Origin of the sequence: Pseudarthrobacter sp. NIBRBAC000502771, from assembly GCF_006517215.1 — a bacterium.
Taxonomy (GTDB): Bacteria; Actinomycetota; Actinomycetes; order Actinomycetales; family Micrococcaceae; genus Arthrobacter; species Arthrobacter niigatensis.
Genome location: NZ_CP041187.1, coordinates 2,189,970 through 2,213,500, shown reverse-complemented (window position 1 = coordinate 2,213,500; position 23,531 = coordinate 2,189,970). Strand labels below are relative to the sequence as shown.

Annotated in this window: 20 protein-coding genes; 7 read left to right on the top strand and 13 right to left on the bottom strand. The window is 67.4% G+C overall.

The window, feature by feature from the left end:
• The first annotated feature begins 1 nt into the window (after position 1).
• Positions 2 to 1,498, top strand: coding sequence for a catalase (locus NIBR502771_RS10345; RefSeq protein ID WP_141159682.1), 1,497 nt, complete (start codon positions 2 to 4; stop codon positions 1,496 to 1,498).
• A gap of 135 nt (positions 1,499 to 1,633) precedes the next feature.
• Positions 1,634 to 2,269, top strand: coding sequence for a DUF2461 domain-containing protein (locus NIBR502771_RS10340; RefSeq protein ID WP_141159681.1), 636 nt, complete (start codon positions 1,634 to 1,636; stop codon positions 2,267 to 2,269).
• A 116-nt stretch (positions 2,270 to 2,385) separates the two neighbouring features.
• On the opposite strand, the gene NIBR502771_RS10335 is transcribed toward NIBR502771_RS10340, so the two are convergent.
• The 9 genes from NIBR502771_RS10335 to NIBR502771_RS10295 all read right to left on the bottom strand — a co-directional run bounded on the left by NIBR502771_RS10335 (position 2,386) and on the right by NIBR502771_RS10295 (position 13,151).
• Complete coding sequence (locus tag NIBR502771_RS10335; RefSeq protein WP_141159680.1) at positions 2,386 to 3,954, bottom strand: APC family permease; 1,569 nt, start codon at positions 3,952 to 3,954, stop codon at positions 2,386 to 2,388.
• 174 nt (positions 3,955 to 4,128) lie between these two features.
• Positions 4,129 to 4,536, bottom strand: coding sequence for a DUF779 domain-containing protein (locus NIBR502771_RS10330; RefSeq protein WP_141159679.1), 408 nt, complete (start codon positions 4,534 to 4,536; stop codon positions 4,129 to 4,131).
• A complete protein-coding gene (adhP, locus tag NIBR502771_RS10325) occupies positions 4,536 to 5,558 on the bottom strand; it encodes an alcohol dehydrogenase AdhP (protein WP_210411381.1) in 1,023 nt (340 codons plus the stop codon). Before adhP ends, NIBR502771_RS10330 begins: the two co-directional genes overlap by 1 nt.
• A 48-nt stretch (positions 5,559 to 5,606) precedes the next feature.
• Positions 5,607 to 7,130: an aldehyde dehydrogenase family protein gene (locus NIBR502771_RS10320; RefSeq protein WP_141159678.1), complete on the bottom strand. Its 1,524-nt coding sequence runs from the start codon at positions 7,128 to 7,130 to the stop codon at positions 5,607 to 5,609.
• A gap of 171 nt (positions 7,131 to 7,301) precedes the next feature.
• Positions 7,302 to 8,642, bottom strand: a complete 1,341-nt coding sequence (locus tag NIBR502771_RS10315) for a GAF domain-containing protein (protein ID WP_141159677.1) — start codon at positions 8,640 to 8,642, stop codon at positions 7,302 to 7,304.
• Positions 8,643 to 8,723: 81 nt separating this feature from the next.
• Entirely contained in the window at positions 8,724 to 9,998 is a 1,275-nt protein-coding gene (locus NIBR502771_RS10310) for a glycosyltransferase (protein WP_141159676.1), read from the bottom strand.
• Positions 9,998 to 10,609, bottom strand: coding sequence for a TetR/AcrR family transcriptional regulator (locus tag NIBR502771_RS10305; protein ID WP_141159675.1), 612 nt, complete (start codon positions 10,607 to 10,609; stop codon positions 9,998 to 10,000). The genes NIBR502771_RS10310 and NIBR502771_RS10305 overlap by 1 nt, the downstream gene beginning before the upstream one ends.
• A gap of 40 nt (positions 10,610 to 10,649) precedes the next feature.
• A complete protein-coding gene (locus tag NIBR502771_RS10300; protein WP_371706644.1) occupies positions 10,650 to 12,110 on the bottom strand; it encodes an FAD-dependent oxidoreductase in 1,461 nt (486 codons plus the stop codon).
• A 45-nt stretch (positions 12,111 to 12,155) separates the two neighbouring features.
• Positions 12,156 to 13,151, bottom strand: a complete 996-nt coding sequence (locus NIBR502771_RS10295; protein WP_141159673.1) for a DNA topoisomerase IB — start codon at positions 13,149 to 13,151, stop codon at positions 12,156 to 12,158.
• Between the two features lie 119 nt (positions 13,152 to 13,270).
• Here NIBR502771_RS10295 and rarD point away from each other — a divergent pair, with 119 nt between their 5' ends.
• Positions 13,271 to 14,275 (top strand): EamA family transporter RarD, encoded by a 1,005-nt coding sequence (rarD, locus tag NIBR502771_RS10290; protein WP_141159672.1) that lies wholly within the window; start codon positions 13,271 to 13,273, stop codon positions 14,273 to 14,275.
• A 76-nt stretch (positions 14,276 to 14,351) separates the two neighbouring features.
• On the opposite strand, the gene gabT is transcribed toward rarD, so the two are convergent.
• Positions 14,352 to 15,722 carry a 4-aminobutyrate--2-oxoglutarate transaminase gene (gene gabT, locus NIBR502771_RS10285; protein ID WP_141159671.1) on the bottom strand — a complete coding sequence of 457 codons (1,371 nt, stop codon included), beginning with the start codon at positions 15,720 to 15,722 and terminating at the stop codon, positions 14,352 to 14,354.
• A 29-nt stretch (positions 15,723 to 15,751) separates the two neighbouring features.
• Complete coding sequence (locus NIBR502771_RS10280; RefSeq protein WP_141159670.1) at positions 15,752 to 17,182, bottom strand: aminobutyraldehyde dehydrogenase; 1,431 nt, start codon at positions 17,180 to 17,182, stop codon at positions 15,752 to 15,754.
• A 168-nt stretch (positions 17,183 to 17,350) separates the two neighbouring features.
• Here NIBR502771_RS10280 and NIBR502771_RS10275 point away from each other — a divergent pair, with 168 nt between their 5' ends.
• Positions 17,351 to 18,787: a PucR family transcriptional regulator gene (locus NIBR502771_RS10275; protein ID WP_141159669.1), complete on the top strand. Its 1,437-nt coding sequence runs from the start codon at positions 17,351 to 17,353 to the stop codon at positions 18,785 to 18,787.
• 13 nt (positions 18,788 to 18,800) lie between these two features.
• Here NIBR502771_RS10275 and NIBR502771_RS10270 read toward each other — a convergent pair whose 3' ends face one another.
• Entirely contained in the window at positions 18,801 to 20,390 is a 1,590-nt protein-coding gene (locus tag NIBR502771_RS10270; RefSeq protein WP_141159668.1) for a CYTH and CHAD domain-containing protein, read from the bottom strand.
• A 135-nt stretch (positions 20,391 to 20,525) separates the two neighbouring features.
• Here NIBR502771_RS10270 and NIBR502771_RS10265 point away from each other — a divergent pair, with 135 nt between their 5' ends.
• Together NIBR502771_RS10265 and NIBR502771_RS10260 are read left to right on the top strand one after the other, a co-directional pair.
• Entirely contained in the window at positions 20,526 to 21,794 is a 1,269-nt protein-coding gene (locus NIBR502771_RS10265; protein ID WP_141159667.1) for a CynX/NimT family MFS transporter, read from the top strand.
• A 4-nt stretch (positions 21,795 to 21,798) separates the two neighbouring features.
• The gene (locus NIBR502771_RS10260; RefSeq protein WP_141159666.1) at positions 21,799 to 22,479 is read left to right on the top strand and encodes a FadR/GntR family transcriptional regulator; all 681 of its coding nucleotides are present in this window, start codon (positions 21,799 to 21,801) and stop codon (positions 22,477 to 22,479) included.
• A 69-nt stretch (positions 22,480 to 22,548) separates the two neighbouring features.
• On the opposite strand, the gene NIBR502771_RS10255 is transcribed toward NIBR502771_RS10260, so the two are convergent.
• Positions 22,549 to 23,088, bottom strand: coding sequence for a hypothetical protein (locus NIBR502771_RS10255; RefSeq protein WP_141159665.1), 540 nt, complete (start codon positions 23,086 to 23,088; stop codon positions 22,549 to 22,551).
• 150 nt (positions 23,089 to 23,238) lie between these two features.
• On the opposite strand from NIBR502771_RS10255, the gene NIBR502771_RS10250 reads away from it, so the two are divergent.
• Positions 23,239 to 23,529, top strand: coding sequence for a hypothetical protein (locus NIBR502771_RS10250; RefSeq protein WP_141159664.1), 291 nt, complete (start codon positions 23,239 to 23,241; stop codon positions 23,527 to 23,529).
• Positions 23,530 to 23,531: the final 2 nt, after the last annotated feature.

Sequence of the window (23,531 nt, the reverse complement as noted above, 5' to 3'; positions counted from 1 at the left end):
AATGACTGCCGTTTCCACAACCCAGTCAGGTGCGCCGGTTACGTCCGACGCTCACTCGAAGTCAGTTGGTGCCGATGGTGCCATCATCCTGACCGACCACTACCTCGTCGAAAAGCTCGCCCAGTTCAACCGTGAGCGGGTTCCGGAGCGCGTAGTGCACGCCAAGGGCGGCGGCGCATTCGGCACGTTCAAGACCACCGAGGACATCTCCAAGTACACCAAGGCCGCGTTCCTGCAGCCCGGCGTCGAGACCGAGATGCTGATCCGCTTCTCCTCCGTCGCGGGCGAGAACGGTTCCCCGGACACCTGGCGCGACCCCCGCGGTTTCGCCGTAAAGTTCTACACCACCGAGGGCAACTACGACCTCGTGGGCAACAACACCCCCGTCTTCTTCATCCGCGACGGCATCAAGTTCCCGGACTTCATCCACTCCCAGAAGCGCCTCCCGGGCACGCACCTGCGCGACGCCGACATGCAGTGGGACTTCTGGACCCTGTCCCCCGAGTCCGCCCACCAGGTCACCTGGCTGATGGGTGACCGCGGCCTGCCCGCCTCCTGGCGCGAGATGCAGGGCTACGGCTCGCACACGTACCAGTGGATCAACGCCGAGGGCGAGCGCTTCTGGGTCAAGTACCACTTCAAGTCCAACCAGGGCGTGAACTCCATGAGCTCCGAGCAGGCCGAACAGCTCGCCGGCTCCGACGCCGATTTCTACATCCGTGACCTGTCCGAGAACATCTCCGCGGGCAACTTCCCGTCCTGGGACCTGCACGTGCAGGTCATGCCGTACGAGGACGCCAAGACCTACCGCTTCAACCCGTTCGACCTCACCAAGGTGTGGCCGCACGCGGACTACCCGCTGATCAAGGTGGGCACCATGGAGCTGAACAAGAACCCGGAGAACTACTTCGCGCAGATCGAGCAGGCCACCTTTGCGCCGTCGAACTTCGTGCCCGGCATCGCCGCCTCCCCGGACAAGATGCTGCAGGCCCGCATCTTCTCCTACGCGGACGCACACCGCTACCGGGTGGGCACCAACCACGCCCAGATCCCGGTGAACCAGCCCAAGAACCAGGTCAACAACTACAGCCAGGACGGGCAGGGCCGCTTCCTGTTCAACGCCCCCTCGGTTCCGGTCTACGCGCCGAACTCCGTGGGCGGCCCGGCTGCCGTGGAGCCGCAGAACCCGGCCGGCGGCTGGGAGAACGACGGCGAGCTCACCCTCTCCGCGCACACCCTGCACGCCGAGGACGGCGACTTTGTCCAGGCCGGCGCGCTGTACCGCGAGGTCTACGACGAGGCCGCCAAGGCCCGCTTCCTGGAGACCATCAGTGGAGCCGTGGGCGGCGTGCAGAGCCCCGGCATCAAGGAACGCGCCATCCAGTATTGGACCAACGTTGACGCAGAGCTCGGTGCCAAGCTGCGCGCCAACCTCGGCACCGTGGCTGCCCCGTCGGCGCCCACCTCGGATGCAGAGTCCGCCAACAAGATCGGCTGACCTGCCTGCCGGCTGAACTGAAAAACACCCCGCCACGGTCATCCGTGGCGGGGTGTTCTGCTGTCCGGTCCCGGTTGTGCACATACGGCAACGGGGGATCTGGCCGCTGGCGGCCGGCAGCCGTAGGCTCCGTAAATGAACACTTTCGCAGGTATTCCCCCGGAAGCCTTCCGCTTCTACGCGCAGCTGGAGGACAACAACAACCGCGACTGGTGGCTGGAACACAAGGCAACGTATGACGCCTCGGTCAAGGAGCCGCTCACCCTCCTGCTCTCCGAGCTGGAGCCCGAGTTCGGACCTGCCAAGCTCTTCCGACCCAACCGGGACATCCGTTTCTCGTTGGACAAGTCGCCGTACAAGACTGCCCAGGGAGCATTTGCCGCACGCCAGGAAGGCGTGGGTTTCTACCTCCAGATCAACGCAGATGGACTGTTGATAGGCGGCGGCTACCACTCCCACACGCCCGCCCAACTGGCACGGTTCCGCGCCGCCGCCGACGCCTCCGCCAGCGGCGCCGCCCTGCAGGGCATTGTGGATGCCGTGGCAGGGGCCGGCTTTGCCATCGAGGGTGAGAAGCTGAAAACCGTCCCGCGCGGTTTCGACAAGGACCATCCCCGCGCCGAACTGCTCAAGCACAAATCGCTGTCCGCGGGTGTCGAGGTGGGCCAGCCGGAATGGGTGTCAACACCGGCCGCGAGGGACCGGATCGCGGAACGGTGGCGGGAGCTGCGGCCGCTCGTGGAATGGGTTGGCCGGTACGCGGCGCCGTGACCGGAACGCTGCAACAGGGGTACGGGCCGGCAGGAAACCAGGAAGCGCCGGAAACGCAACTGCCCGCCCGGCGCAGGCCGGGCGGGCAGTTCAGCATCAGCCGGTGAGGCCGGCCGTCAGGTCCGGCTCAGCTCATCTTCGTCCGCCGGCTCCACCGGGGAACCGGGTGTTCCGGTAGCCAATGGGGTGCCGTTGACCGACGCGTTCGCCTCGGCGAAGCGCTCGTTGAGCCGTGAGTGGCGCTGGCCGTACGCGAAGTAGATGGCCAGGCCCAGCACCAGCCAGAAACCGAAGAAGATCCAGGTCTCCACGGCGAGGTTGGTCATCAGGTACAGGCACAGCACGGCAGACACGATGGGGACCACCTTGCCGAACGGGACGCGGAACGCGGGCTTCAGGTCCGGGCGCTTCTTGCGGAGCACCAGGATGCCCAGGCTGACCACGACGAACGCCGACAGGGTGCCGATGTTGATCATTTCCTCGAGCAGGTCAACGTTGGTCAGGCCCGCCACCAGCGCAACCGCCGCGCCGCAGATGATCTGGAGGCGGGCCGGCGTGGAACGCTTGTCACTGGTCTTGGAGAGGGCCCGGGGCAGCAGTCCGTCGCGGCTCATGGCCAGCACCACGCGGGACAGGCCCATGAGGAGCACCATGATCACGGTGGTCAGGCCCACGAGGGAGCCGAAGGCGATGACCTTGGCGGCCGAGGTGTCGCCCACGGCTTCGAAGGCGGTGGTAAGGGTGGGGCTCTTGGCTTCAGCCAGCTGGGTGTAGGACACCATGCCGGTCAGGGCCAGGGATACGAGGATGTAGAGCAGCGTGACCAGGGCCAGTCCGCCGAAGATGCCGCGGGGCAGGGTCTTCTGCGGGTTCTTCACTTCCTCGGCGGAGGTGGCCACCACGTCGAAGCCGATGAAGGCGAAGAACACCAGGGCGGCACCGGCGAAGATGCCCATGGTGCCGTACTGGGCGGGAGCGGCGCCGGTCAGGAAGCCGAAGAAGGACTGCTTCAGGACGTCCGCGGCGCCATTGCCGGCCGTGGGCTCAGCTGCAGGAACGAACGGCGTGTAGTTCTCGAACTTCACGTAGGTGAAGCCCACCACGATCACGAACAGCACCACGGCGATCTTGATCAGGGTGAAGATGTTGCCCACGCGGGCGGAAAGCTTGGTGCCCAGCACCAGCAGCACCGTGAAGATGGCCACGATCAGGAAAGCGCCCCAGTAGAGGTCCACCCCGCCCAGCGAGATGGCCGGCGGGACGTCCAGGCCAGTGAGCGCGAAGACCTTGCTGAGGTAGATGCCCCAGTATTTGGCGATCACGGCGGCGGCCGTGAACAGCTCGAGGATCAGGTTCCAGCCGATGATCCAGGCAAGGAGTTCACCCATGGTGGCGTAGGTAAAGACGTACGCGGAGCCGGCCACGGGGATGGCGGTGGCGAACTCGGCGTAGCACATGATGGCCAGCGCGCAGGTGACCGCGGCGATCGCGAAGGAGAGCGTCACGGCGGGACCTGCAAAGTTGGCAGCGGCTTTGGCGCCGACCGAGAAGATACCGGCGCCGACAGCAACGGCGACGCCCATGATCATGAGGTCCCAGGTGCTGAGGGAACGCTTGAGCTTGCGTCCGGGCTCATCGGCGTCGGCGATCGACTGCTCGATGGATTTTGTCCGCAGAAGGTTCATTAGGGGGTCACAATCCTGGTTTGTGAGGGAAACAGACCTATCAACGGTACTGTCCATCCACTGGACGGTCCCAATCGTCCCGAATAGTGAGACACCCTTAAGGCCGAACATTCTTCTGTGAACTGACTCGGGGCCCTCCGGTTGGAGAGCCCCGAGCGTTCTTGATCGAACTTCCTAGGATGGCCAGTCCATCAACGTTGACCGGATGAGGAAGCGTTTCCCCTCAGGCGCTTCAACGGAAAAGCCGCTGCCCCGGCCCGGTACGACGTCGACGGTGAGGTGGGTGTGGCTCCAGTAGTTGAACTGCTCCCGGGACATCCAGAATTTCAGCGGCCGGGGCTGCAGCCCATCCGCCAGGTCGAACAGCCCCAGGAGCACGTCGGAGTCACCCGTGATGAAATCCCCGGCCGGATAGCACATGGGCGAGGACCCGTCGCAGCAGCCGCCGGACTGGTGGAACATGAGCGGTCCATGCCTTTCCCACAGCATCCGGAGCAGGTCCACGGCGGCCGGCGTGAGCGCCACCCGGGAGAAGTCTTCCCCGGGCAGCGTCACGGCGGCAGCCAACCCTTCAGCGGGCATCAGAACCTCAGCACCACGCGGCCGTCGATCTTGGCGTGCTTCATCTCATCGAACACCGCGTTGACCTCGGACAACCCCCGGACGGAGACCGTGGGATGGATCTTTCCCCGGGCATAGAAGTCCAGGGCCTCCTCAAGGTCCTGCCGGGTGCCGACGATGGAACCGCGGACGGTCAGTCCCTTGAGCACAATCTCGAAGATCGGAGCCGGAAAGTCCCCTGGGGGCAATCCGTTGAACACGATGGTTCCGCCGCGCCGGGCCATGCCAATGGCCTGGCCGAACGCCGACGGGTGCACCGCCGTAACCAGCACTCCATGGCAGCCTCCTGTTTCCCGCTGGATCACTTCGGCCGGGTCCTCGTGCAGCGCGTTGACCGTAAGTTCGGCGCCGTGGGCCTTGGCAAGGGCCAGTTTGTCGTCGGCGATGTCCACGGCGGCGACACGAAGCCCCATGGCCACGGCGTACTGCACGGCAATATGCCCCAAGCCACCGATGCCCGAGATGGTGACCCACTGCCCCGGCCGGGTCTCGGTCATCTTCAGGCCCTTGTAGACGGTGACGCCGGCGCACAGCACCGGCGCCACCTCGACGGGGTCGGATCCCGCCGGTATGCGGGCCGCGAACCGGGAGTCCACCAGCATGTATTCGCCGAAGGAACCGTCCACGCTGTATCCGCCGTTCTGCTGCGCCTCGCAGAGCGTTTCCCACCCGGTGCGGCAGTACTGGCAGTCGCCACAGGCTGACCACAGCCAGGCGTTGCCCACCAGGTCACCAACCGCGAGGTCTGAAACCCCCTCGCCCAGGGCCACCACTTCGCCCACGCCCTCATGGCCGGGAACGAATGGAGGGGATGGTTTGACCGGCCAGTCGCCTTCCGCGGCGTGGAGGTCGGTGTGGCAGACGCCGGTGGTCAGGACCTTGACCAGCGCCTGTCCTGGCCCCGGCTCGGGAATGGCGATGTCCTTGACCTTGAGGTCGGTGCCGAATTCGGTTACTACTGCTGCTTGCATTGTCGTCGTCATTGGCGAAATCCCTGCTTCGTTGTAGTCGTTCAGTGGTACGGATCGGGCCTAGAAGAAGCCCAGCTTGTTTTCGTCGTAGCTCACCAGCAGGTTCTTGGTCTGCTGGTAGTGGTCCAGCATCATGGCGTGGTTCTCGCGCCCGATGCCCGAGGACTTGTAGCCGCCGAAGGCGGCACCTGCCGGGTAGGCGTGGTAGTTGTTGACCCAGACGCGGCCGGCCTGGATTTCGCGGCCGGCGCGGTAGGCAACGTTGCCGCTGCGGGACCAGACGCCGGCGCCCAGTCCGTATAGGGTGTCGTTGGCGATGCCCATGGCGTCGTTGTAGTCGCTGAACCGGGTGACGGCCACCACGGGGCCGAAGATCTCCTCCTGGAAGATCCGCATCCGGTTGTGGCCTTCGAACACAGTGGGCTGGACGTAGAATCCACCCGCGAGGTCGCCGGGGAGTTCGGCCCGCGCGCCGCCGGTGAGCACCTTGGCGCCTTCCTGCTTTCCGATGTCGATGTAGGAAAGGATCTTCTCCAGCTGGTCGTTGGAAGCCTGGGCGCCCACCTGCGTGTCGGTGTCCAGCGGGTTGCCCTGGATCATCTTTTCCACCCGTGCCACGGCATCGGCCATGAAGGAGTCGTAGATGTCTTCCTGGATCAGCGCCCGCGAGGGGCAGGTGCAGACTTCGCCCTGGTTGAAGGCGAACAGCGCAAAGCCCTCCTGGGCCTTGTCGTAGAAGGCGTCGTTTTCCTGGGCAACATCGTTGAAGAAGATGTTGGGGCTCTTGCCGCCCAGTTCCAGGGTGACGGGAATCAGGTTCTGGCTGGCGTATTGGCTGATCAGCCGCCCGGTGGTGGTTTCACCGGTGAAGGCGATCTTCCGGATCCGGGAACTGGATGCCAGCGGCTTGCCGGCCTCCACGCCGAAACCGTTGACCACGTTCACCACGCCGGCGGGCAGCAGGTCCCCGATCAGTTCCATCAGCACCAGGATGGACGACGGCGTCTGCTCCGCGGGCTTGAGCACCACGGTGTTGCCTGCGGCGAGCGCGGGCGCAAGCTTCCAGACGGCCATCAGGATGGGGAAGTTCCAGGGGATGATCTGGCCCACCACACCCAGGGGTTCGTGGAAGTGGTAGGCGGTGGTGTTGTCATCGAGCTGGGAGAGGCTGCCCTCCTGGGCCCGGACTGCTGAGGCGAAGTAGCGGAAGTGGTCCGCGGCAAGGGGCAGATCGGCGTTGAGGGTTTCCCGGACGGGCTTGCCGTTGTCCCAGGTTTCGGCGACGGCGAGCATCTCGAGGTTCTCGTCGATGCGGTCGGCGATCTTGTTCAGGATGGCGGCCCGTTCCGCCACGGAGGTCTTGCCCCAGGAGGGTGCGGCCTTGTGTGCCGCATCCAGGGCGAGCTCGACGTCCTCGGCGGTGCCGCGGGCCACCTGGCAGAACGCCTTGCCCGTCACCGGGGTGATGTTCTCGAAGTACTGGCCCTTCACCGGGGCCACCCATTCGCCGCCAATCCAGTTCTCGTAGCGGTCCTTGAAGGTGACCTTCGAACCGTCGGTTCCCGGCTGTGCGTAAACGGTCATGTGCTTAGCTCCTTTGCTGTGCAGAAGGCTGGCCCATAGGGGCGCTCGCCGATGATGCCAGCGTAGGAGCGGGGAGGTTGCAGCCAGGTTGCAACGATGCGACGCAGGTCACAACCGGGGGTGGACTTGTCCAGACCCGGTTTCGACAAGTTCCACCACACCGGCCGCCGTTCAGGCGTGCAGTTCGGCTTCCAGCCGTTCCAGGTCGGCCACCACGGCGGCCCGCTTGGGTGAGCGCGGCGGCAGGAGGCGGAGCGCGGCGCGGCGGATGACGACGTCGTCCCTGGCCTCCGGGAGCGCAGCGTACTTGAGCAGGGACTCGGCACTGCCGTCCGTGAGGACCGCCTCCCGGAGCAGGGACGACACCCTGGTCCGAAGGTCGAGAATGCCGGGCGCCTCCGAGCGCGGCAGCACCTCGCCGCGGTAGATCTCCAGGGCAATCCGGTGCGCACCGCGCTGCAGGCAGCTGAGCACCTGGCCGGTGTCCGGCACGAGGTCCAGGGGGAGCCGGTAAGGGCGTGAGCCTGGAACGGCGTCGGGGCTCAGCTGCTGGACGACCTTGCGCAGCCGGACCATCTCTGCCCGCAGCGTGATGGTGGAGCCATCCCCCGGGTAGAGCAGCGAAGAGAGTTCCTCGGCGCTGAGTCCTTTCGGATGGGCGCTCAGCAGGGCCAGGATCTCGCTGTGCCGCGCGGACAGGGAAACGGTCCTGCCGCCAAGGCTGAGGAGGGCCTGGTCGCGCCCCAGCAGCTGCAGGCTGTTGCGGTAGAGGCTGCCTTCCGTGGCACTGCCGCCGCGTCCGGCGGCAGCCGGGGACCGCCGTCGCACGGGCTTCCTGGCCAGCTCCGCCGCGTGCTGCAGGCGCTCCACCCGCAGCTGCGCCTGCGCGGCCGCCACCGTGGCCTCCACGAGCGACAACGTATGCGGCGCCACCGCGGTGGCCGTTCCGGTAATGTCCACCACGCCCAGCACGGCGCCGGAATCGGGGTCGTGGAAGGGGACGGCGGTGCAGCTCCAGGGATGGACTGTCCGCTGGTAATGCTCGGCGCCGGCGATCTGGATGCCCTTGCCCAGGGCCAGGGCCGTTCCCGGGGCACTGGTGCCAACACTGGCCTCGGACCAGTCCGCGCCGGGGACGAACATCATGCCTTCGGCGCGGCGCTGGAGCGTGGGGTCGCCGTCCACCCACAGGAGCCTGCCCACCTCGTCGCCCACCGCAACCAGGAGCCCGCTGTCATGGCTGGGCTGGACCAGCAATTTGTTGATGACCGGCATGATCGCGGCCAGGGGGTGCTGCCGGCGGTAGTCCTCCAGCTCGTCCCAGTCGAGGGCCAGCGGCGCGGCCGCATTGTCAGGGTTGGCCTTGAAGCCCGCCGAGCGCTGCCAAGACTCCCTGATGAGGTTGCGCAGCCCCGGGATCTCGGGGGTGGCGGCGCCGGGGTCCGATCCAAGGCGCTCATGGCCGGCCAGTGCGGCACGCTGGCGCGGTTCAGGGTGGAGCAGGTTCGTCATCGAACTCCCGTTCCGGAGTCTTGTCCGGCGAGGCACGGCTGGAAGGTGGCCCAGCCAGCATAGCCGGACAACACCCCTGTGTCACCGGCGCACCCGGACCAGTTCCTCCAGCGCATCCACCCCTGCAACTGCTCCGCCCGCGGCAGCGTAGCCGGCGGCGACGCGCCGCGCGCCAGGCGCCTTGCCCAGGGCCTGCTGGACGGCTGCCCGGAGCCGCTCCGGAGTAAGGTGTTTCCGGCTCAGCCGCACCCCGGCGTCGGCCGCTGCCACCCGCGCTGCCACCTCGTGCTGGTCGCGGCCAAACGGGACCACCACCACGGGTACTCCCTGTGCCAGCGCTTTCTGCGTGGCGCCCATCCCGCCGTGGGTGATGGCCACCGCTGCCCGCTCGAGGACAGGTCCATGCGGGACGAAATACTCCAGCCGCGCATTGGCCGGCAAAGGCCCGAAATGGTCCGTGCCGGCGGCTTTGGCGGCACCTGCCGAGCCGGTCCGGGCTGCCGGGAGGGTGGCGACGACGGTGAAGGGCTCCCCGGCAAGTCCGGCCAGGGCGGTCCGCACAATGGCTTCGTCCGCCTGGTACTCGGAGGACGTGGTCACCAGGACCACGGGGCCCTGGCCGTCCCGGAGCCAGGCCGGAGGTTCGGCCGGCGGTTCCCAGGCGAGGGCGCCGATCATCCGCACATCCGGGCCCCAGTCCGGATGCGGGTACTCGAACGGCTGCGACGTGGCCACGAGCATCAGCGGCGCGGTGCGGAACATCTCGTCCGCACCGCTGACGGGTGGAAGCTGGCCGGCGGACAGCTCCGCCCGCAGCGAGTTGATGTGCGGCAGCATCAGCTTTTCCACGGCGCCGATCACCAGGCGGCGGGCCAGTGCATCACGGGCCCTCCCCAGCGGGCCGGACATGGGCGCAAGCCCGGGTCCGAACGGCGGGGTTCCCCTCGACTGCAGCGGCGGGGTGTAAGGGCTGAAGGTGGCCCACGGCAGCCCCGAGGATTCGGCTTGGATGCGGGCTCCCCAGGCGTTGATGTCGATGAGCAGCAGGTCGGGGCGAACGTCAGCAATGGCCTGCTGCAGGTCCGGGGCGTCGAACCTGGCACGGGCCGTGAAGGTCTCCACGCTGGAAGCCAAGGCCGCCTTCGCGTTGTTGGAACGGTAGTCAGCGGCCTCGACCGCGAGTATCCGGTCATCTACCGGTCCGGCATGGAACCCCGCCTCCAGCAGCAGCGGGACCTGCCGGCGCAGGGTACGGACGTGGACATCATGGCCGCGGGCCTTCAGCTCCTGGAGCAGCGGGACCATCGGGAAAAGGTGGCCGATGGCGGGAGAGGTGTAGGCAAGGACGGTGGACATCAGGGCCTCCGGATGAAGGGTTCCAGCATTTCGAGCAGGCAGTGGGCCACCTGGTCGCGGCTGAGCCCGGCATCGAGGCGCAGCAGTTTCCAGGTGTAGACGTCGCAGAGGGCGACGAACTGGGCAAAGCGGCGCTTCCGCTCCACCCCGTCCGGCAGGAAGTCATCCGTCAGGAAGGGCGCGAAGACGCGTTCGCACCACTCCCGGTGGAACTGCCGCCCGCCTTCGGTGATCTCGGCGAGCACGGGGGAAGTTTCCTCCTCGGCCAGCATCTTCAGGGCCAGGGCGCCGGTGGTTTCGTAGTGCTCCAGGAGATTGTCGACGGCGGCGGGTACGTCGCCGGGAGGAGCGGCACCTCGCTGGCCGGCAACCTCCGCTGAAGCGGATTCCGCGGTGGCGTGGATCAGGCCCAGGCGGTCGCCGTAGCGGCGGATAACGGTCTGGACGGTCACCCCTGCGCGGGCCGCAACGGCGTTCAGCGTCACGTCGGCGATGGGCCCCTCCATGAAGAGGCCCAGCGTTGCCTGCAGGATCCGGCGCCCGGTTTCCTGCGCAGAGGTGGCACGCTTGGGGGAGCTGTAGGGACGGGTTCCCGCCCCGGCCGTATTCATGTTAATCAGATTAACTCGAATGCCCCGCCAGGGGTAGGGGTCAGCCGCGGGAGATGCGGATCATCTCCTCGCGCGGCACCACCTTGATGCGCTCGCGGACTACATGGTCCAGGCCGTCGGGCCCGGTCCAGGCGGCACCCAGTCCCGCCTCATGGGCGTCGAGCTTGTTCCACCCGTCCCAGGTGGTGTATTCGATGCCGCGTTCCTCAAGCAGGTCGATGATGGCCTGGGGGTCCGGGTTCTTGGCCGCCGGGAGGTTCAACCGGTCCTCCAGCAGGAAGCCGATGGTCTCCAGTGCGTCGCCCTTGGTGTGGCCGATCAGGCCCACGGGGCCGCGCTTGATCCAGCCGGTGGTGTAGATGCCCGGAACGGGGTTGCCTTCGGCATCGAGGACCCGGCCGCCTTCGTTCGGGATGACGCCCCGCTTGGCGTCATACTCCAGTTCGTCCAGGGCGGAGCCGTGGTAGCCGATGGCCCGGTAGACGGCCTGGACCGGGTACTCCACGTACTCCCCCGTGCCCTTGGCGTTGCCGGTCCCGTCCAGCTGCATGCGCTCGAACTTGATGCCGCCCACTTTGCCCGTGCCGTCGTCGAGCACTTCAACGGGGCTGTGCAGGAAGTGCAGGTGCAGCCTGCGGGAGGAAGGGTTGTCCGACTCCGCGTGCTCCTCCACCAGCCAGTTGGTAAGGGTGTTCACCATGGTCTTGACCTGGTTGTTGGTGCGGATGGCCTCGTCCGACGCGTCGTCGAATTCGAAATCCTCGGGGTAGAGGACAATGTCCACATCATCCATGTGGCTCAGTTCCCGCAGCTCCAGCGGGGTGAACTTGACCTGGGCGGGGCCGCGGCGGCCAAAGACGTGCACGTCCGTGACGGGGGACGCCTTCAGGCCCTGGTAGACGTTGTCCGGGATCTCCGTGGTGAGCAGTTCCTCGGGGTGCTTGACCAGCATGCGGGCCACGTCCAGGGCCACGTTGCCGTTGCCGATCACCGCGATTTCCTTCGCCTCCAGCGGCCACTCCCGCGGCACGTCCGGGTGGCCGTCGTACCAGGAGACGAAATCGGCGCCGCCGAAAGAACCGCGCAGATCGATGCCGGGAATGTCCAGGTCCGCGTCCTTGATGGCGCCGGTGGAGAAAATCACGGCGTCATAGAAGGCCCGGAAATCGTGCAGGGTGAGGTCCCGGCCGTAGGTCACGTTGCCCAGGAACCGGATGTCGCCGCGGTCCAGGACCTTGTGGAGGGCGTTCACGATGCCCTTGATCCGGGGATGGTCCGGTGCCACGCCGTACCTGATCAATCCGTAGGGCGCCGGGTAGGCCTCGAAGAGGTCGATGCTGACCTGGAAGTCGCCGTCCTTTACCCCGCTGGACTTGGTGAGGATGTCCGCAGCATAGACTCCTGCCGGTCCCGCGCCGACGATGGCGACGCGGAGGGGACGGTTGGCGGCGGTTTCGCTGTGATTGGACACCGGGAACCCTTCTGAACTGGTCCTGCTCATGTTTCATGAGGGTGCGCCGCATAGTGCAGCGCACAGTCCCCCATTCTAGTTGGCGGCAAGGGCCACCACCTTGCCTTCGCGGTACAGGAGGGCCCTGAGTTCTGATTCCGCCGAGTCCAGGCGCTTCGGATCGATGGTTTCACCGTCGTGGTAGTGGTCCACCACCCGCGGGTCCACGTAGCTTTTGCGCGCGATGGAGGGGGTGTTGCCCAGTGTTTCGGCGGCCTCGAACATCGCGCGGCTGATGGCCCTTTTCCGTTTGGCGGCAGTCCGCTGGACCCCGGTCCGTGCCAGGCTGGACGCAGCGGCCACCGTTCCGCGAAGGGTCCGGAAGTCCTTGGCGGTGAAGTCCGAGCCGGTCCGCTCCTTCACGTAGGCATTGATGTCCGCGCTGGTAACCGGCCGCCAGGTCCTGCCCTCTTTGTAGGCCAGGAGCCGGGCGTTCGGTCCCCGCCGTTTGAGCAGGCGCAGGAGGGCGGCGAGGTCGGCGTCGCGGATTTCCGATTCCCAGTCCTTGCCGCTCTTGGCCGGGAAACGCAGCAGGATCCGGTCCTTCCGCACCTGGACGTGGGCGCACAGGAGGGTGGCCAGGCCCCTGCTGCCGTTCTCGTTCGTGTAGCGTTCCGAGCCCACCCGCAGGGATCCGCTGTCCAGCATCCGGAACGCCCCTGCCAGGACGCGCTCACGGGAGAAGCCTTCACCACGCAGGTCCATGGTGACCAGCCGCCGGGCTGCGGGCAGCGATTCGGCCAACTGGAGGGACCGGTCAAATTTCACCCGGTCCTTACGCTCGCGCCACTCGGGATGATAGATGTACTGGCGCCGCCCCACGGCGTCCACTCCGGTCGCCTGGATGTGGCCGTTGTCAAAAGGGGCGATCCAGACGTCGGTCCAGGCCGGCGGGATGCCGATGCTTTCCAGGCGGTCCCGGACGGGACCCGGTGGAAGGGTGGAGCCATCCAGGTCCCGGTAACTGAAGCCCTTGCCGGCGGCAACCCTGCGGTAGCCGCGGCCCGAGGCGTTGCTGCGGCGGAGCCTCACGGCGCGGGCTCCCGGAAACGGACACGAGTCATGAAAGCAAGCCTACTGACTATTTTCCGGAATACACGCCCACCTGCTGGAATACCTGCCCGCGGGCTGCTGTTATGGACAGCGTGCCCATGCCAGAAGGAACCCCCGTAGCCACCTCCCCCACGTCACGCTCAACGGCAGGTGATGCGGTGCCCGCGGGCCCCAAGGCAGTCGCCAGGGATTCCACGGCGGGCCTGCTGTTCGGCATCGGCGCATACGTTTTGTGGGGGATGCTCCCGCTGTACTTCTACATCCTGATGCCGGCGGGCGCCGTCGAGATCGTGGCCAACCGCGTGGTGTGGTCCTTGCTGTTCTGCGCCCTGCTGATCACGGTGACCAGGTCGTGGGGTGTGCTCGCGGTGGCGCTACGGGACCGGCGGGTCTTTGGTTCCCTGGCGCTGGCGGCGTTCCTGATCGCCATCAACTGGCTGACCTACACCTATGGGGTCACAACGGGTCAGGCGGTGGAAACGTCGCTGGGGTATTTCATCAACCCGCTGGTTTCCGTGCTGCTGGGGGTGCTGGTCCTGAAGGAAAGGCTGCGGCCGCTGCAGTGGACCGCCGTCGGCGTCGGCTTCGTGGCGGTGGGCGTACTCACCTACTCCTACGGGAAACTGCCGTGGATCGCGCTGACCCTGGCGTTCAGCTTTGGCCTGTACGGCTTCGTCAAGAACCGGGTGGGATCGAGGGTGGACGCCATCACCAGCCTCAGCGTGGAGACCATGGTGCTCGCCCCGCTGGCCGCCGTCGCCATGGTTGTCCTGGCCGCAAGCGGCAGCTCCACGCTCACGTCCCAGGGGGCGGGGCACTTCTGGCTGCTGCTCGCATCCGGCGTGATCACCGCCGTCCCGCTGCTCTTCTTCGGCGCCTCGGCGCGGCGGTTGCCCATGACCACCATCGGACTGCTGCAGTATTTCGCCCCCGTCCTGCAGTTCCTGGTGGCGCTGCTGGTGTTCCGGGAGGCCATGACTGCTGAACGCTGGATCGGCTTCGGGGTGGTATGGCTGGCCCTGCTTCTGCTGACCGTGGACATGCTGCGGACCACGCGCAGGAATTCCCTGGCCCGCAAGGCAGCGCTCCGGCAGGCCGCCTGACCAACACTTAAGCCAAGGAGGGTGGGCCCGCAGTTGCGGGCCCACCCTCATTGGTTTTCGGGTAAAGCTGTGCCGGCTAGGCGTGGGCCTTGATGGCGGCGGCGAGGACTTCCAGGCCGTCTGCCAGCAGTTCATCGGTGATGACCAGCGGGGGCAGCAGGCGGATGACGTTGCCGTAGGTGCCGCAGGTGAGGATGATGACGCCTTCCTTCAGGCAGGCGGCGGCAACAGCCTTGGTCAGCTCCGGGTTCGGCTCCTTGGAACCGGCCTGGACAAGTTCGACGGCGAGCATGGCGCCACGGCCGCGGACATCGCCGATCACGCCGGTCCCGGCAGCGGCAAGCTCGGACTGCAGTTCCTGGAGGCGCGCCATGGCAACGGATTCGATGTGGCGGGCGCGGCCGTTCAGGTTGTACTCCTCCATGGAGCCGATGGACGCCAACGCAGCCGCGCAGGCCACGGGGTTGCCGCCGTAGGTGCCGCCCAGGCCACCGGGGTGCACGGCATCCAGCAGGTCGGCGCGGCCGGTAATGGCGGACAGCGGCATGCCGCCGGCGATGCCCTTGGCCATCGTCATGATGTCCGGGACAATGCCTTCGTGGTTGACGGCGAACCATTCACCCGTGCGGCAGAAGCCGGACTGGACCTCGTCGGCGATGAAGACGATGCCCTTCTCCTTGGCCCAGGCGGCCAGCGCCGGCAGGAAGCCCTCGGCCGGGACGATGAAGCCGCCCTCGCCCTGGATGGGTTCGATGATGATCGCGGCAACCTGGTCGCCGCCGATCTGCTTCTCGATCATGGTGATGGCGCGCTTGGCTGCCTCCGCACCGGTGATGGCGGGGTTTTCCTCGCGGTACGGGTAGCTCATGGGCATCCGGTAGACCTCGGGCGCGAACGGGCCGAAGTTGGTCTTGTACGGCATGGCCTTCGCGGTCAGCGCCATGGTCAGGTTGGTGCGGCCGTGGTAGGCGTGGTCGAAGGCGACGACGGCGTCCCGGCCGGTGGCCAGGCGGGCCACCTTGATGGCGTTTTCCACGGCCTCGGCGCCGGAGTTGAAGAGGACGGTGCGCTTTTCGTGGTCGCCCGGGGTGAGCCGGTTCAGCTGCTCGGCCACCGCCACGTAGCCTTCGTACGGGGTGACCATGAAGCAGGTATGGGTGAAGTGCTCCACGGCTTCCTTGACGGCACCGACGACGGCGGGATCGGACGCGCCCACGCTGGTCACCGCGATGCCGGAGCCCAGGTCGATGAAGGAGTTGCCGTCGACGTCGTGGATGATGCCGCCGTCGGCGTCGGCAACGTAGACCGGGACGCTGGAGGCGACGCCGGCAGCCACCACGGACTTGCGGCGCTCAGTCAGTGCCACGGACTTGGGGCCCGGGAAGTCGGCCTGGACGTTGCGCTTCTGCTCCAGGCGGAAGGTGATGTCTGATGCGGTGGTGGTCATGATGTTCTTTCTTACAGGTGGGAGCGGAATTAGGAGTCGAGGGCGGACATCACGTGCTTGATGCGCGTGTAGTCCTCCACGCCGTACATGGAGAGGTCCTTGCCGTAGCCGGACTGCTTGAAGCCGCCGTGAGGCATTTCGGCGGTAAGCAGGATGTGGGTGTTGATCCACACGGCACCGAAGTCCAGGTCACGGCTCAGCCGCATGGCAGTGCCGTGGTTGGTGGTCCAGACACTGGACGCCAGGGCATAGTCCACGTCGTTGGCCATGGCTACTGCCTCTTCTTCGGTGCTGAACTTCTGGACGGTAATGACGGGGCCGAAGGTTTCCTTCTGCACCACGTCGTCCGTCTGCTTGGCACCGGTGATGATGGTGGGTTCGAAGAAGTAGCCCTTCTCCCCCGCGCGGTGGCCGCCGGTTTCGATCCGACAGTTGGCCGGCAGGTTCTCCACCACGGAGGTCACGGCGTTGAAGTGGTTCACGTTGTTCAACGGGCCGAAGTAGTTCTCTTCGTCGTTCTGCGAGCCTGTGTGCAGGGTCCTGGTGTGCTCCACCATGGCGGCCACGACGTCGTCGTGCACTGAGTCCTGCACCAGGACGCGGGTAATGGCCGTGCAGTCCTGGCCGGCGTTGAAGAACGCGAACTCGGCGATGGCCGCGGCGCTCTTCTTGATGTCGGCGTCGGCGAACACGATGGCCGGGGCCTTGCCGCCAAGCTCCAGGTGGGCACGCTTGAGGCCCTTGGCGGCACCCGAGGCCACTGCGATTCCCGCGCGCACAGAGCCCGTAATGGACACCAGGCCGGGGACCTTGTGCTCCACCATCATGGCGCCGGTTTCGCCGGTGCCCAGCACCACGTTCAGGACACCCGCGGGCAGGATTTCACCCGCCAGGCGCGCCAGGACCAGCGTGGATTCGGGGGTGGTGTCGGAAGGCTTGAGGACCACGGTGTTGCCGGCCGCGAGCGCGGGACCGATCTTCCAGATGGCCATCAGGAAGGGGTAGTTCCACGGGGCCACCTGGGCCACCACGCCGATCGGTTCACGGCGGACATAGGATGTGTGCCCCTCGAAGTACTCCCCGGCGGACTTGCCTTCCAGGATCCTGGCGGCACCGGCGAAGAAGCGCAGCTGGTCGGCGCCGGCTGCCACTTCCTCGGACGCGATGAGCGACCGGACCTGGCCGGTGTTGCGGTGCTGGGCCTCGACGAGTTCGCCGCTGTTGGCCTCGATGGCGTCGGCGAGCTTGAGCAGCATCAGCTGCCGCTGTCCCGGGGTCACGTGCTTCCAGGTCCGGAAGGCGTCCTTGGCAGCGGCCATGGCCGCGTCAACGTCGGCCTGCACCGAAACGGGGGCCTGGGCCACCACTTCGCCGTTGGTGGGGTTGACCACGTCCAGCAGGTCGGTGCCGGCAGGGGTGACGAACTTCCCGTTGATGAAGTTCTGCAAGGTTTGGACCACGGTGTGCAACCTCTTTCGTAAGGGCCATCGGCGGCCGGACGGAACCCGGGACGGATGGATGGAACTGCCTCGAGCCTATGCCAGCGCCCTAGCGGGGTGAATAGCCACCTGCACACCCTTGTTTGGAGGGTTTAGTGCGGTTGCCCAGCTCACGTTTATCCTTGCTTCATGGCCATTTCCCTCGCTGCCCTGGTGGGCGTGTCCTCCCTGAAGCTGGCCAAGGCCGGAGTGGCGGAGACAACCTGGAACCAGGACATTAACTGGGTTGCCGTCACGGAACTGGAGGATCCGCAACGGTTCCTCAACGGCGGCGAGCTGGTGCTCACCACCGGGCTGCGCCTCCGTTCCGCTCCCGAGCAGCGCCGCTTTGTGCGGCAGGTGCAGCGGGCGGGCGCGGTGGGCATCGGGTTCGGCGTTGGGTTGTCGCATGAGACGGTGCCGCCGGCACTCCTGGCCGAGGCCAACCGCTGGGGCCTGCCCGTGGTGGAGGTGCCGTACGAGACGCCGTTCATCGCCATCACCAAGCTGGTGGCGGATGCCCAGTCGGCGGACCACTACGCCAAGCTGGAACGGCTGATCGCGGGGCACCAGGTGCTGGCCCGGGCGCTGCTGACCGGCGGAGGGCTGGCGGAACTGTTGAAGAACCTCGGCGGCATGCTGCGCACCGACATTGCGTTGACCCAGTTCACGGCCCAGCTGTACAACAGCAGCGCTGCCCACCCGTCGGCCGACACCTGGGCCAGCTATCCCGTGCCCACGGGACGGCGGGACGCCTGCACGCTGTGGGTGCGCCAGCCGTTCGAGGACACGGGCATCATTGGCTACGCGCAGAACCTGATCAGCGTGGAGCTGAACAACATGGTCAAGCAGCGCCAGGCCCAGCGCGCCCTGTGCGGGCAGGTGCTGGAGGACGTAATCCACGGAGCGCTGGAGACCAGCGAGGCGCAGCGCCGGCTCGCAGGCGTGGGCGTGAACAGCACCCGCAAGAACGTGGTGCTGCTGGCCGTGTCGGCCGCCCACGGGAAGGCCCTGGGGAGCACCTCGGTGCCGCAGGAGCTGGAGAAGGCGGTCGCCGCCGTCGTGGGCAAGGACCTGGTGCTGGTGGTCAATGACGACGGCGGGACGGCACCGTCGCTGGCACGGAGGCTCAGCGACCACCTCGCCGAAGCCGGCATCCATGCCACGATCGGCATCGGCGGGGCGTACACCAAGCCGAACGGCCTGCGCTGGAGCTACTTCGAAGCCCGGGATGCCGCCAGCCATGGATTGCCGGTCAACGAGCCGGAGCGGCTGAGCCTGACGTCGCTGCTGCTCGCCAGCGAGGATGTGCCGCTGGCGGACATGGCGCATGAATCCCTGAATCCCCTGCGTTCGTTCGACGCCGCACACGGGTCTGAGCTGATGGCCACGCTGGAAAGCTACCTGAACAACAACGGCTCGGTGGCTGCGGTGGCGGAGGAACTCACCTTGCACCGCAACACCGTCAGGTACAGGCTGGCGCAGATCACGGAGCTGACCGGCTACGACCCCGCGGTCACCGCGGACCGGGTGCAGCTCTGGCTGGCCCTGGCGGTGGCCCGGCTGTCGGCCCGGCAGGGCAAATAGGGCCGGGCCGGCCTTAGAGTACGCCGCGGCTGAACAGATCGCGCGATTTCTTCCAGGCCTTCCGGTACGCGGCCTGCGCCGCCGCCATCCGTTCCTCCTGCAGGCTGAGCAGCTCCGCATAGATGCCTGCCGTGGCGGGCTCGCCGTACTCCGCCGCGATGGCGGCCAGCAGGTCGCGGGCCACCACGGCGTCCTGGTGTTGTCCCAGGACCTTCTGCTGCCGGTGGGCGGCCTTGGCCACCTTGCCCGCACGCTTGCCGTGCACCAGTACTGCTGATTCAGCCACGTGGCGCAGCCGCTTGGCATCCTTGCGCACGCGGTGGAGCGCCAGTTCCTGCTCCCTTCCGCGCCGTGCACGCTTGGCCGCTTTGCGGGAGCGCTGCAGCCGCTTGGCGGCCTTGTCCACCGCCTTCGCGGCCGCCCGCCGTCCCGGCGCCACCGAATCGGCGCGCACGGGCGGGTTGTCACGGAACTCCTCAAGCGTGTCCAGGAGCCGGAAGTAGCGCTCCGTTCCGAGGGCTTCCTGCAGGAGGCGGTACGCGGCGTCGTAGTCCGCGTCCGTGCGCTGTTCCACCTTTGCCGTGGCCGTTTCCACGCCGTCCGCGGACTGCAGTGCACCCAGCTGCCCGCGGAGCTGCGCCCGCAGGACCTCGGCGTCGCGTGGCTGGCCCAGGAGCTGGCCCAGCCACTTCAGTTCGGTCCGCAGCTTGCGCACCGGCGCAGCCCGGAAGAGCTTCGCATAGGCTGCCAGGACCGAGCGGATGCGCCGGGTGGCGGAGCGCATGTTGTGGACCGCCTCCGGTTCCTCCAGCCGGACGGCACTGTCGCCCGCAAGGATCGCATCGACCTGCTGCGCCACGTAGACGGTGACGACGGCGGCCGCCGGGGCCCGCTTCCCGGCCAGCAGGGCGGGGGCGGTGGTGCCCGGGGTATCGGCGGCAGCGTCCCCGGCGGCACGCTTTCCCGCCTTGGTACCGGGGCCCAGGGCTCGCGCCAGCTTCGAAGCATGTCCGGCCGGCTTCGCTCCGGCAGCCAAGAGCAGTTCCTCAACGGGTCCGAAAAGGCCAGGCTTCCCGTGGACCAGTTCCAGCTCCCACTCGCGCCATTCCTGCCGCGTGTCGTTGCCGCGGCCCGCCAGCCGTTCAGCAGTGACGTGGTCGTCGGCGAGGTCGGCGAGGTGGACGCCGTCGTCCCCATACAGGGGGTAAGTGGTGCGCCGGGTGTCCAGCCTCACCACCGGCACCGGAACGGCGCCCCTGAGATACGCAAGAAGGTGGGTCAGCAGGGCGTCGGGGACGGCGTCGGGCCGGCCCAGGGGTGCGTGCAGCTCCGTCCGCTGCTGGGGCCCCTCGCCCGCTGCCTGGTCTCCGCGCGGCGGCAGCTTCAGGTGCCACCCGGCATCCTTCCCGCCGGTGCGGCGGCGGAGGGTGATCCTGCGTGCGGCCAAGGCATGGTTGGGGGTGTCGAAGTAGACAGCCTCCAGCAGGTCGGTGTGCGGCGCGCCGGTCCGGGCCACCCCGGCGGCCTGCCCCAGGTCCGGCACCACGGCGCCGGCATCGACGTCGTACTTCTTCTCAATCTCGAGTCCCCGGGAAGCTTCCACTGCCGTCCTTCCGCACTGCCCGGCCCGCGCCAGGCCCTCCGACCATCCGTTGGAAGTCTATTCCAGCCGGGGCATGACGGAGAGGTCGGCCACAAAAGGACAAACATCAAACGTCTAACCTTTAGGCTGGAAGGCATGCCAGGAATTCCCCCCGCGTCCCCACCCGCAGCAGCCCGGGCCGGCACGGTGCCGGCCGCCCCGGCCACCGGCAGCGCCCCTGCGAAGCCGCGTTCCGCCGTCGTCTTCGGTGTCATTGCGCTGGTCCTGATCGGCCTGAACCTTCGCGCCGGCATCACCGGGGCCTCCGCGCTCCTGCATGATCTCCAGGCGGTGCTTGGCTATGGGGCGCTGGTGGCGTCCATCATTCCCTCGATCCCCACCCTGTGTTTCGCCCTGGCCGGCGCCGCCACCTCCTGGCTGACCGGCAAGCTTGGCGTGGAGAAGGCCATCCTGCTGTCCCTGGCACTGCTGGCCGGCGGCCTCATGCTGCGCGGGATCCCTGCCACGGGCATGCTGGTGGCAGGGAGCGTGGTGGGGATGTCGGGCCTGGCCATCTGCAACGTGGCCATGCCGTCCTTCATCCGGGAGCACTTCGCGTCCCGTACGTCGTTGATGACCGCCGTCTACACGGTGACCATGACCACCGGCGGCACCCTGACATCGGTGGCGGTGGTCCCGCTGGCCCATGCGCTGGGGTCGCCGTCCGCCGCCGTGGGCGCCGTGGGCATCGCTGCCGTCGCTGCCTTCGTGGGCTTCCTGCCGGTGGCACTGCACGCCCACCGCAGCACCGTCCGGACCACCGCCGGCCATGTGTCCCCCTGGCCGCTGCTCCGCACCCGGAAGGGCCAGCTCCTCACTGCCATCTTCACCCTGCAGGCCCTGCTGGCCTACGCCCTCCTGAGCTGGTTCCCCTACATGCTCACCACGATGGGCCTGAGCGCATCGGACAGCGGGCTGATGTTCGGCCTCATGCAGCTGGTCTCCGTCCCGGCGGGCATGGTGCTGATTGCCATCGGAGCCAGGCCGCGGATGCTGCGTCCGGCGTTCTACCTGGCGAGCATCATCATGGCCGCCGGGATCGCGGCGCTGCTGTCCCTCCCCGTGGCATTAGCGGCCGTCCCGGCGGTCCTGATCGGTTTTGGGCTGGGCATCTTCCCGCTCGTCATGGTGATGATCAGCCGGAGCGGAACCAGCACCGCCGAAACCACCGCCCTGTCCACCTTGGCACAGTCTTCCGGCTACTTGCTGGCCACCGCCGGCCCGTTTGGCATGGGCCTCCTGCACAGCGCCACCGGGGGCTGGTCCCTGCCGCTGGTGCTGCTGCTGGTCCTGGCCTTGGCCCAGATCGTGGTGTCCCACCTCATCACGGGACCCGCGATGTCCAGGAACGCGGAAGGGAAATAATCCCATGACATTGAGCCCTTCGGTCCGTCCGCCGCTCGCCGCCGAGGTCACGGCCAAACTGCGCGGGATGGTCCACACCGGCGAGTGGCCGCTGAACCAGCGCATCCCGCCCGAGCCCGAGCTCATGGCCCGGCTGGGCGTTTCCCGCGGCACGCTCCGCGAAGCCATCAAGGCCCTGGCCCACAGCGGAATGCTGGAAGTACGCCGCGGCGACGGCACCTACGTGCGCGCCACGAGCGAGATGTCCGGGGCCGCGCGCCGCATGTACCAGGACCACACCGAACAGCACATCCTGGAGGTCCGGCTGGGCCTGGACACCCAGGCCGCCCGGCTGGCCGCCCGGAATGCAACGGACGACGACGTTGCCTCCCTCCGTGCCCTCCTCGCCATCAGGGACCAGGCCTGGACCTCCGGGGACTTCGAAGCCTGGGCAGACGCTGACTGGAGCTTCCATGAGGGCGTCGCCAGGGCCTCGGGCAATCCCCTGCTGCACGAGCTTTATGCGAGCTTCGGCGCCGTGTTCCACCAGGACCTGCTGAAGCAGCAGGCCCGGCCGGGCTTTAACGGGCTCCCCCGCGACGGCCACGAAACGCTGCTGGACGCCATCGCCCAGCGGGACGGGGACGCTGCCGTGGCCAGCGTGAACCGGAACCTTAACTCGTGCGCGGAGTGGCTGGCGGAGTAGCCGGACATGGGTGCGGCCCGGCACTGAGGTGCCGGGCCGCCGTCGTCCGCTGTGTGCTGACCGGTGGTGCTAGTCGCGGCGCAGGCCCGCAAGGACATTCTTGGGGCGCTGCATCTCGCCGTGCTTGGCACCCAGGATGATCACCAGGGCAGCGAAGCCGGGGATGGCCCACTGCAGGGCCTTGAGCTGCTGCTGGGCCGACTTCAGCTCGTCCGAGGCGGCACCGTGCGGCTCGGTGGCGCCTTCGGCACCCTCACCGGCCAGCTTCTCCACCTTCTTGCCCAGGACGCCCGAGTAGAGGGTCACCGCGGCACCCACCACCGTCACCGCCGTCTTGATCACGGTGTCCCGGGCCACACCCTCCTGCTTTGCGATGCGGCCCTTGTTTTCCCACGCAATGGCGAGATCGGCCACCAGGTGGGAGGCGAAGGCCGCGGTCTGGAACGGCGACCACTTCATCCAGCCGGCGCTGGAGAGCCGGGTGCGCTCGGCCGGGTCCTTGGCCTGGGCTGCCGCCCCGTTGAGCCCGATGGCACCCATCAGGGAGCCACCAAACCATGCTGCCGCCGTCAGGTCGTGAACTGAACGGGCAATGAGATTTCCTGCCATGATGTGCATTCCTAACGTTGTGGACTGATGCAGCTGCGCTGCGGACTTCACGTGCCTGTTCCATCGAGGTATGGTCCGCTCATGGTAAGCACACTTACTAATATTACGAAAGCCCGTCCCGGACAGTGCCGACCGCGTAATATCGTCGCCATGGGAAACACTGGGACATTGTTCGGCTGGGCCTTCGGGGACCCCGCCCGTGAGGGAGACGGCGGCTATGTGGACGGGCTGCAGCGGGAGGCGTTGGGGAATGCCCGCGAAACGGCGAAGGCCAAGGGTGTCGGCGTCGTAGCGGGTTCGGAGGTGTTCACCGTCCTTAGCGCGGACGATTCCCTGGTGGAGCTTGACAATGCACCCGGCCAGCTGGTGGTCCGCTGCACCGTGCACGTCGAAGGACCGGGAGCAGAGAAGCTGCGGGCCGAAGGGCCCATGAACGGCTAAGG

Coding starts and splice junctions, on each gene's coding strand:
- NIBR502771_RS10335 (WP_141159680.1), bottom strand. CDS start 3,954: ATGAACCTTCTGCGGACAAAATCCATCGAGCAGTCGATCGCCGACGCC.
- NIBR502771_RS10315 (WP_141159677.1), bottom strand. CDS start 8,642: ATGACGAACCTGCTCCACCCTGAACCGCGCCAGCGTGCCGCACTGGCC.
- gabT (WP_141159671.1), bottom strand. CDS start 15,722: ATGACCACCACCGCATCAGACATCACCTTCCGCCTGGAGCAGAAGCGC.
- NIBR502771_RS10310 (WP_141159676.1), bottom strand. CDS start 9,998: ATGTCCACCGTCCTTGCCTACACCTCTCCCGCCATCGGCCACCTTTTC.
- NIBR502771_RS10340 (WP_141159681.1), top strand. CDS start 1,634: ATGAACACTTTCGCAGGTATTCCCCCGGAAGCCTTCCGCTTCTACGCG.
- NIBR502771_RS10260 (WP_141159666.1), top strand. CDS start 21,799: ATGACATTGAGCCCTTCGGTCCGTCCGCCGCTCGCCGCCGAGGTCACG.
- NIBR502771_RS10320 (WP_141159678.1), bottom strand. CDS start 7,130: ATGACCGTTTACGCACAGCCGGGAACCGACGGTTCGAAGGTCACCTTC.
- NIBR502771_RS10300 (WP_371706644.1), bottom strand. CDS start 12,110: ATGAGCAGGACCAGTTCAGAAGGGTTCCCGGTGTCCAATCACAGCGAA.
- NIBR502771_RS10330 (WP_141159679.1), bottom strand. CDS start 4,536: ATGCCCGCTGAAGGGTTGGCTGCCGCCGTGACGCTGCCCGGGGAAGAC.
- NIBR502771_RS10255 (WP_141159665.1), bottom strand. CDS start 23,088: ATGGCAGGAAATCTCATTGCCCGTTCAGTTCACGACCTGACGGCGGCA.
- NIBR502771_RS10250 (WP_141159664.1), top strand. CDS start 23,239: ATGGGAAACACTGGGACATTGTTCGGCTGGGCCTTCGGGGACCCCGCC.
- NIBR502771_RS10305 (WP_141159675.1), bottom strand. CDS start 10,609: ATGAATACGGCCGGGGCGGGAACCCGTCCCTACAGCTCCCCCAAGCGT.
- adhP (WP_210411381.1), bottom strand. CDS start 5,558: ATGACGACGACAATGCAAGCAGCAGTAGTAACCGAATTCGGCACCGAC.
- rarD (WP_141159672.1), top strand. CDS start 13,271: ATGCCAGAAGGAACCCCCGTAGCCACCTCCCCCACGTCACGCTCAACG.
- NIBR502771_RS10275 (WP_141159669.1), top strand. CDS start 17,351: ATGGCCATTTCCCTCGCTGCCCTGGTGGGCGTGTCCTCCCTGAAGCTG.
- NIBR502771_RS10345 (WP_141159682.1), top strand. CDS start 2: ATGACTGCCGTTTCCACAACCCAGTCAGGTGCGCCGGTTACGTCCGAC.
- NIBR502771_RS10265 (WP_141159667.1), top strand. CDS start 20,526: ATGCCAGGAATTCCCCCCGCGTCCCCACCCGCAGCAGCCCGGGCCGGC.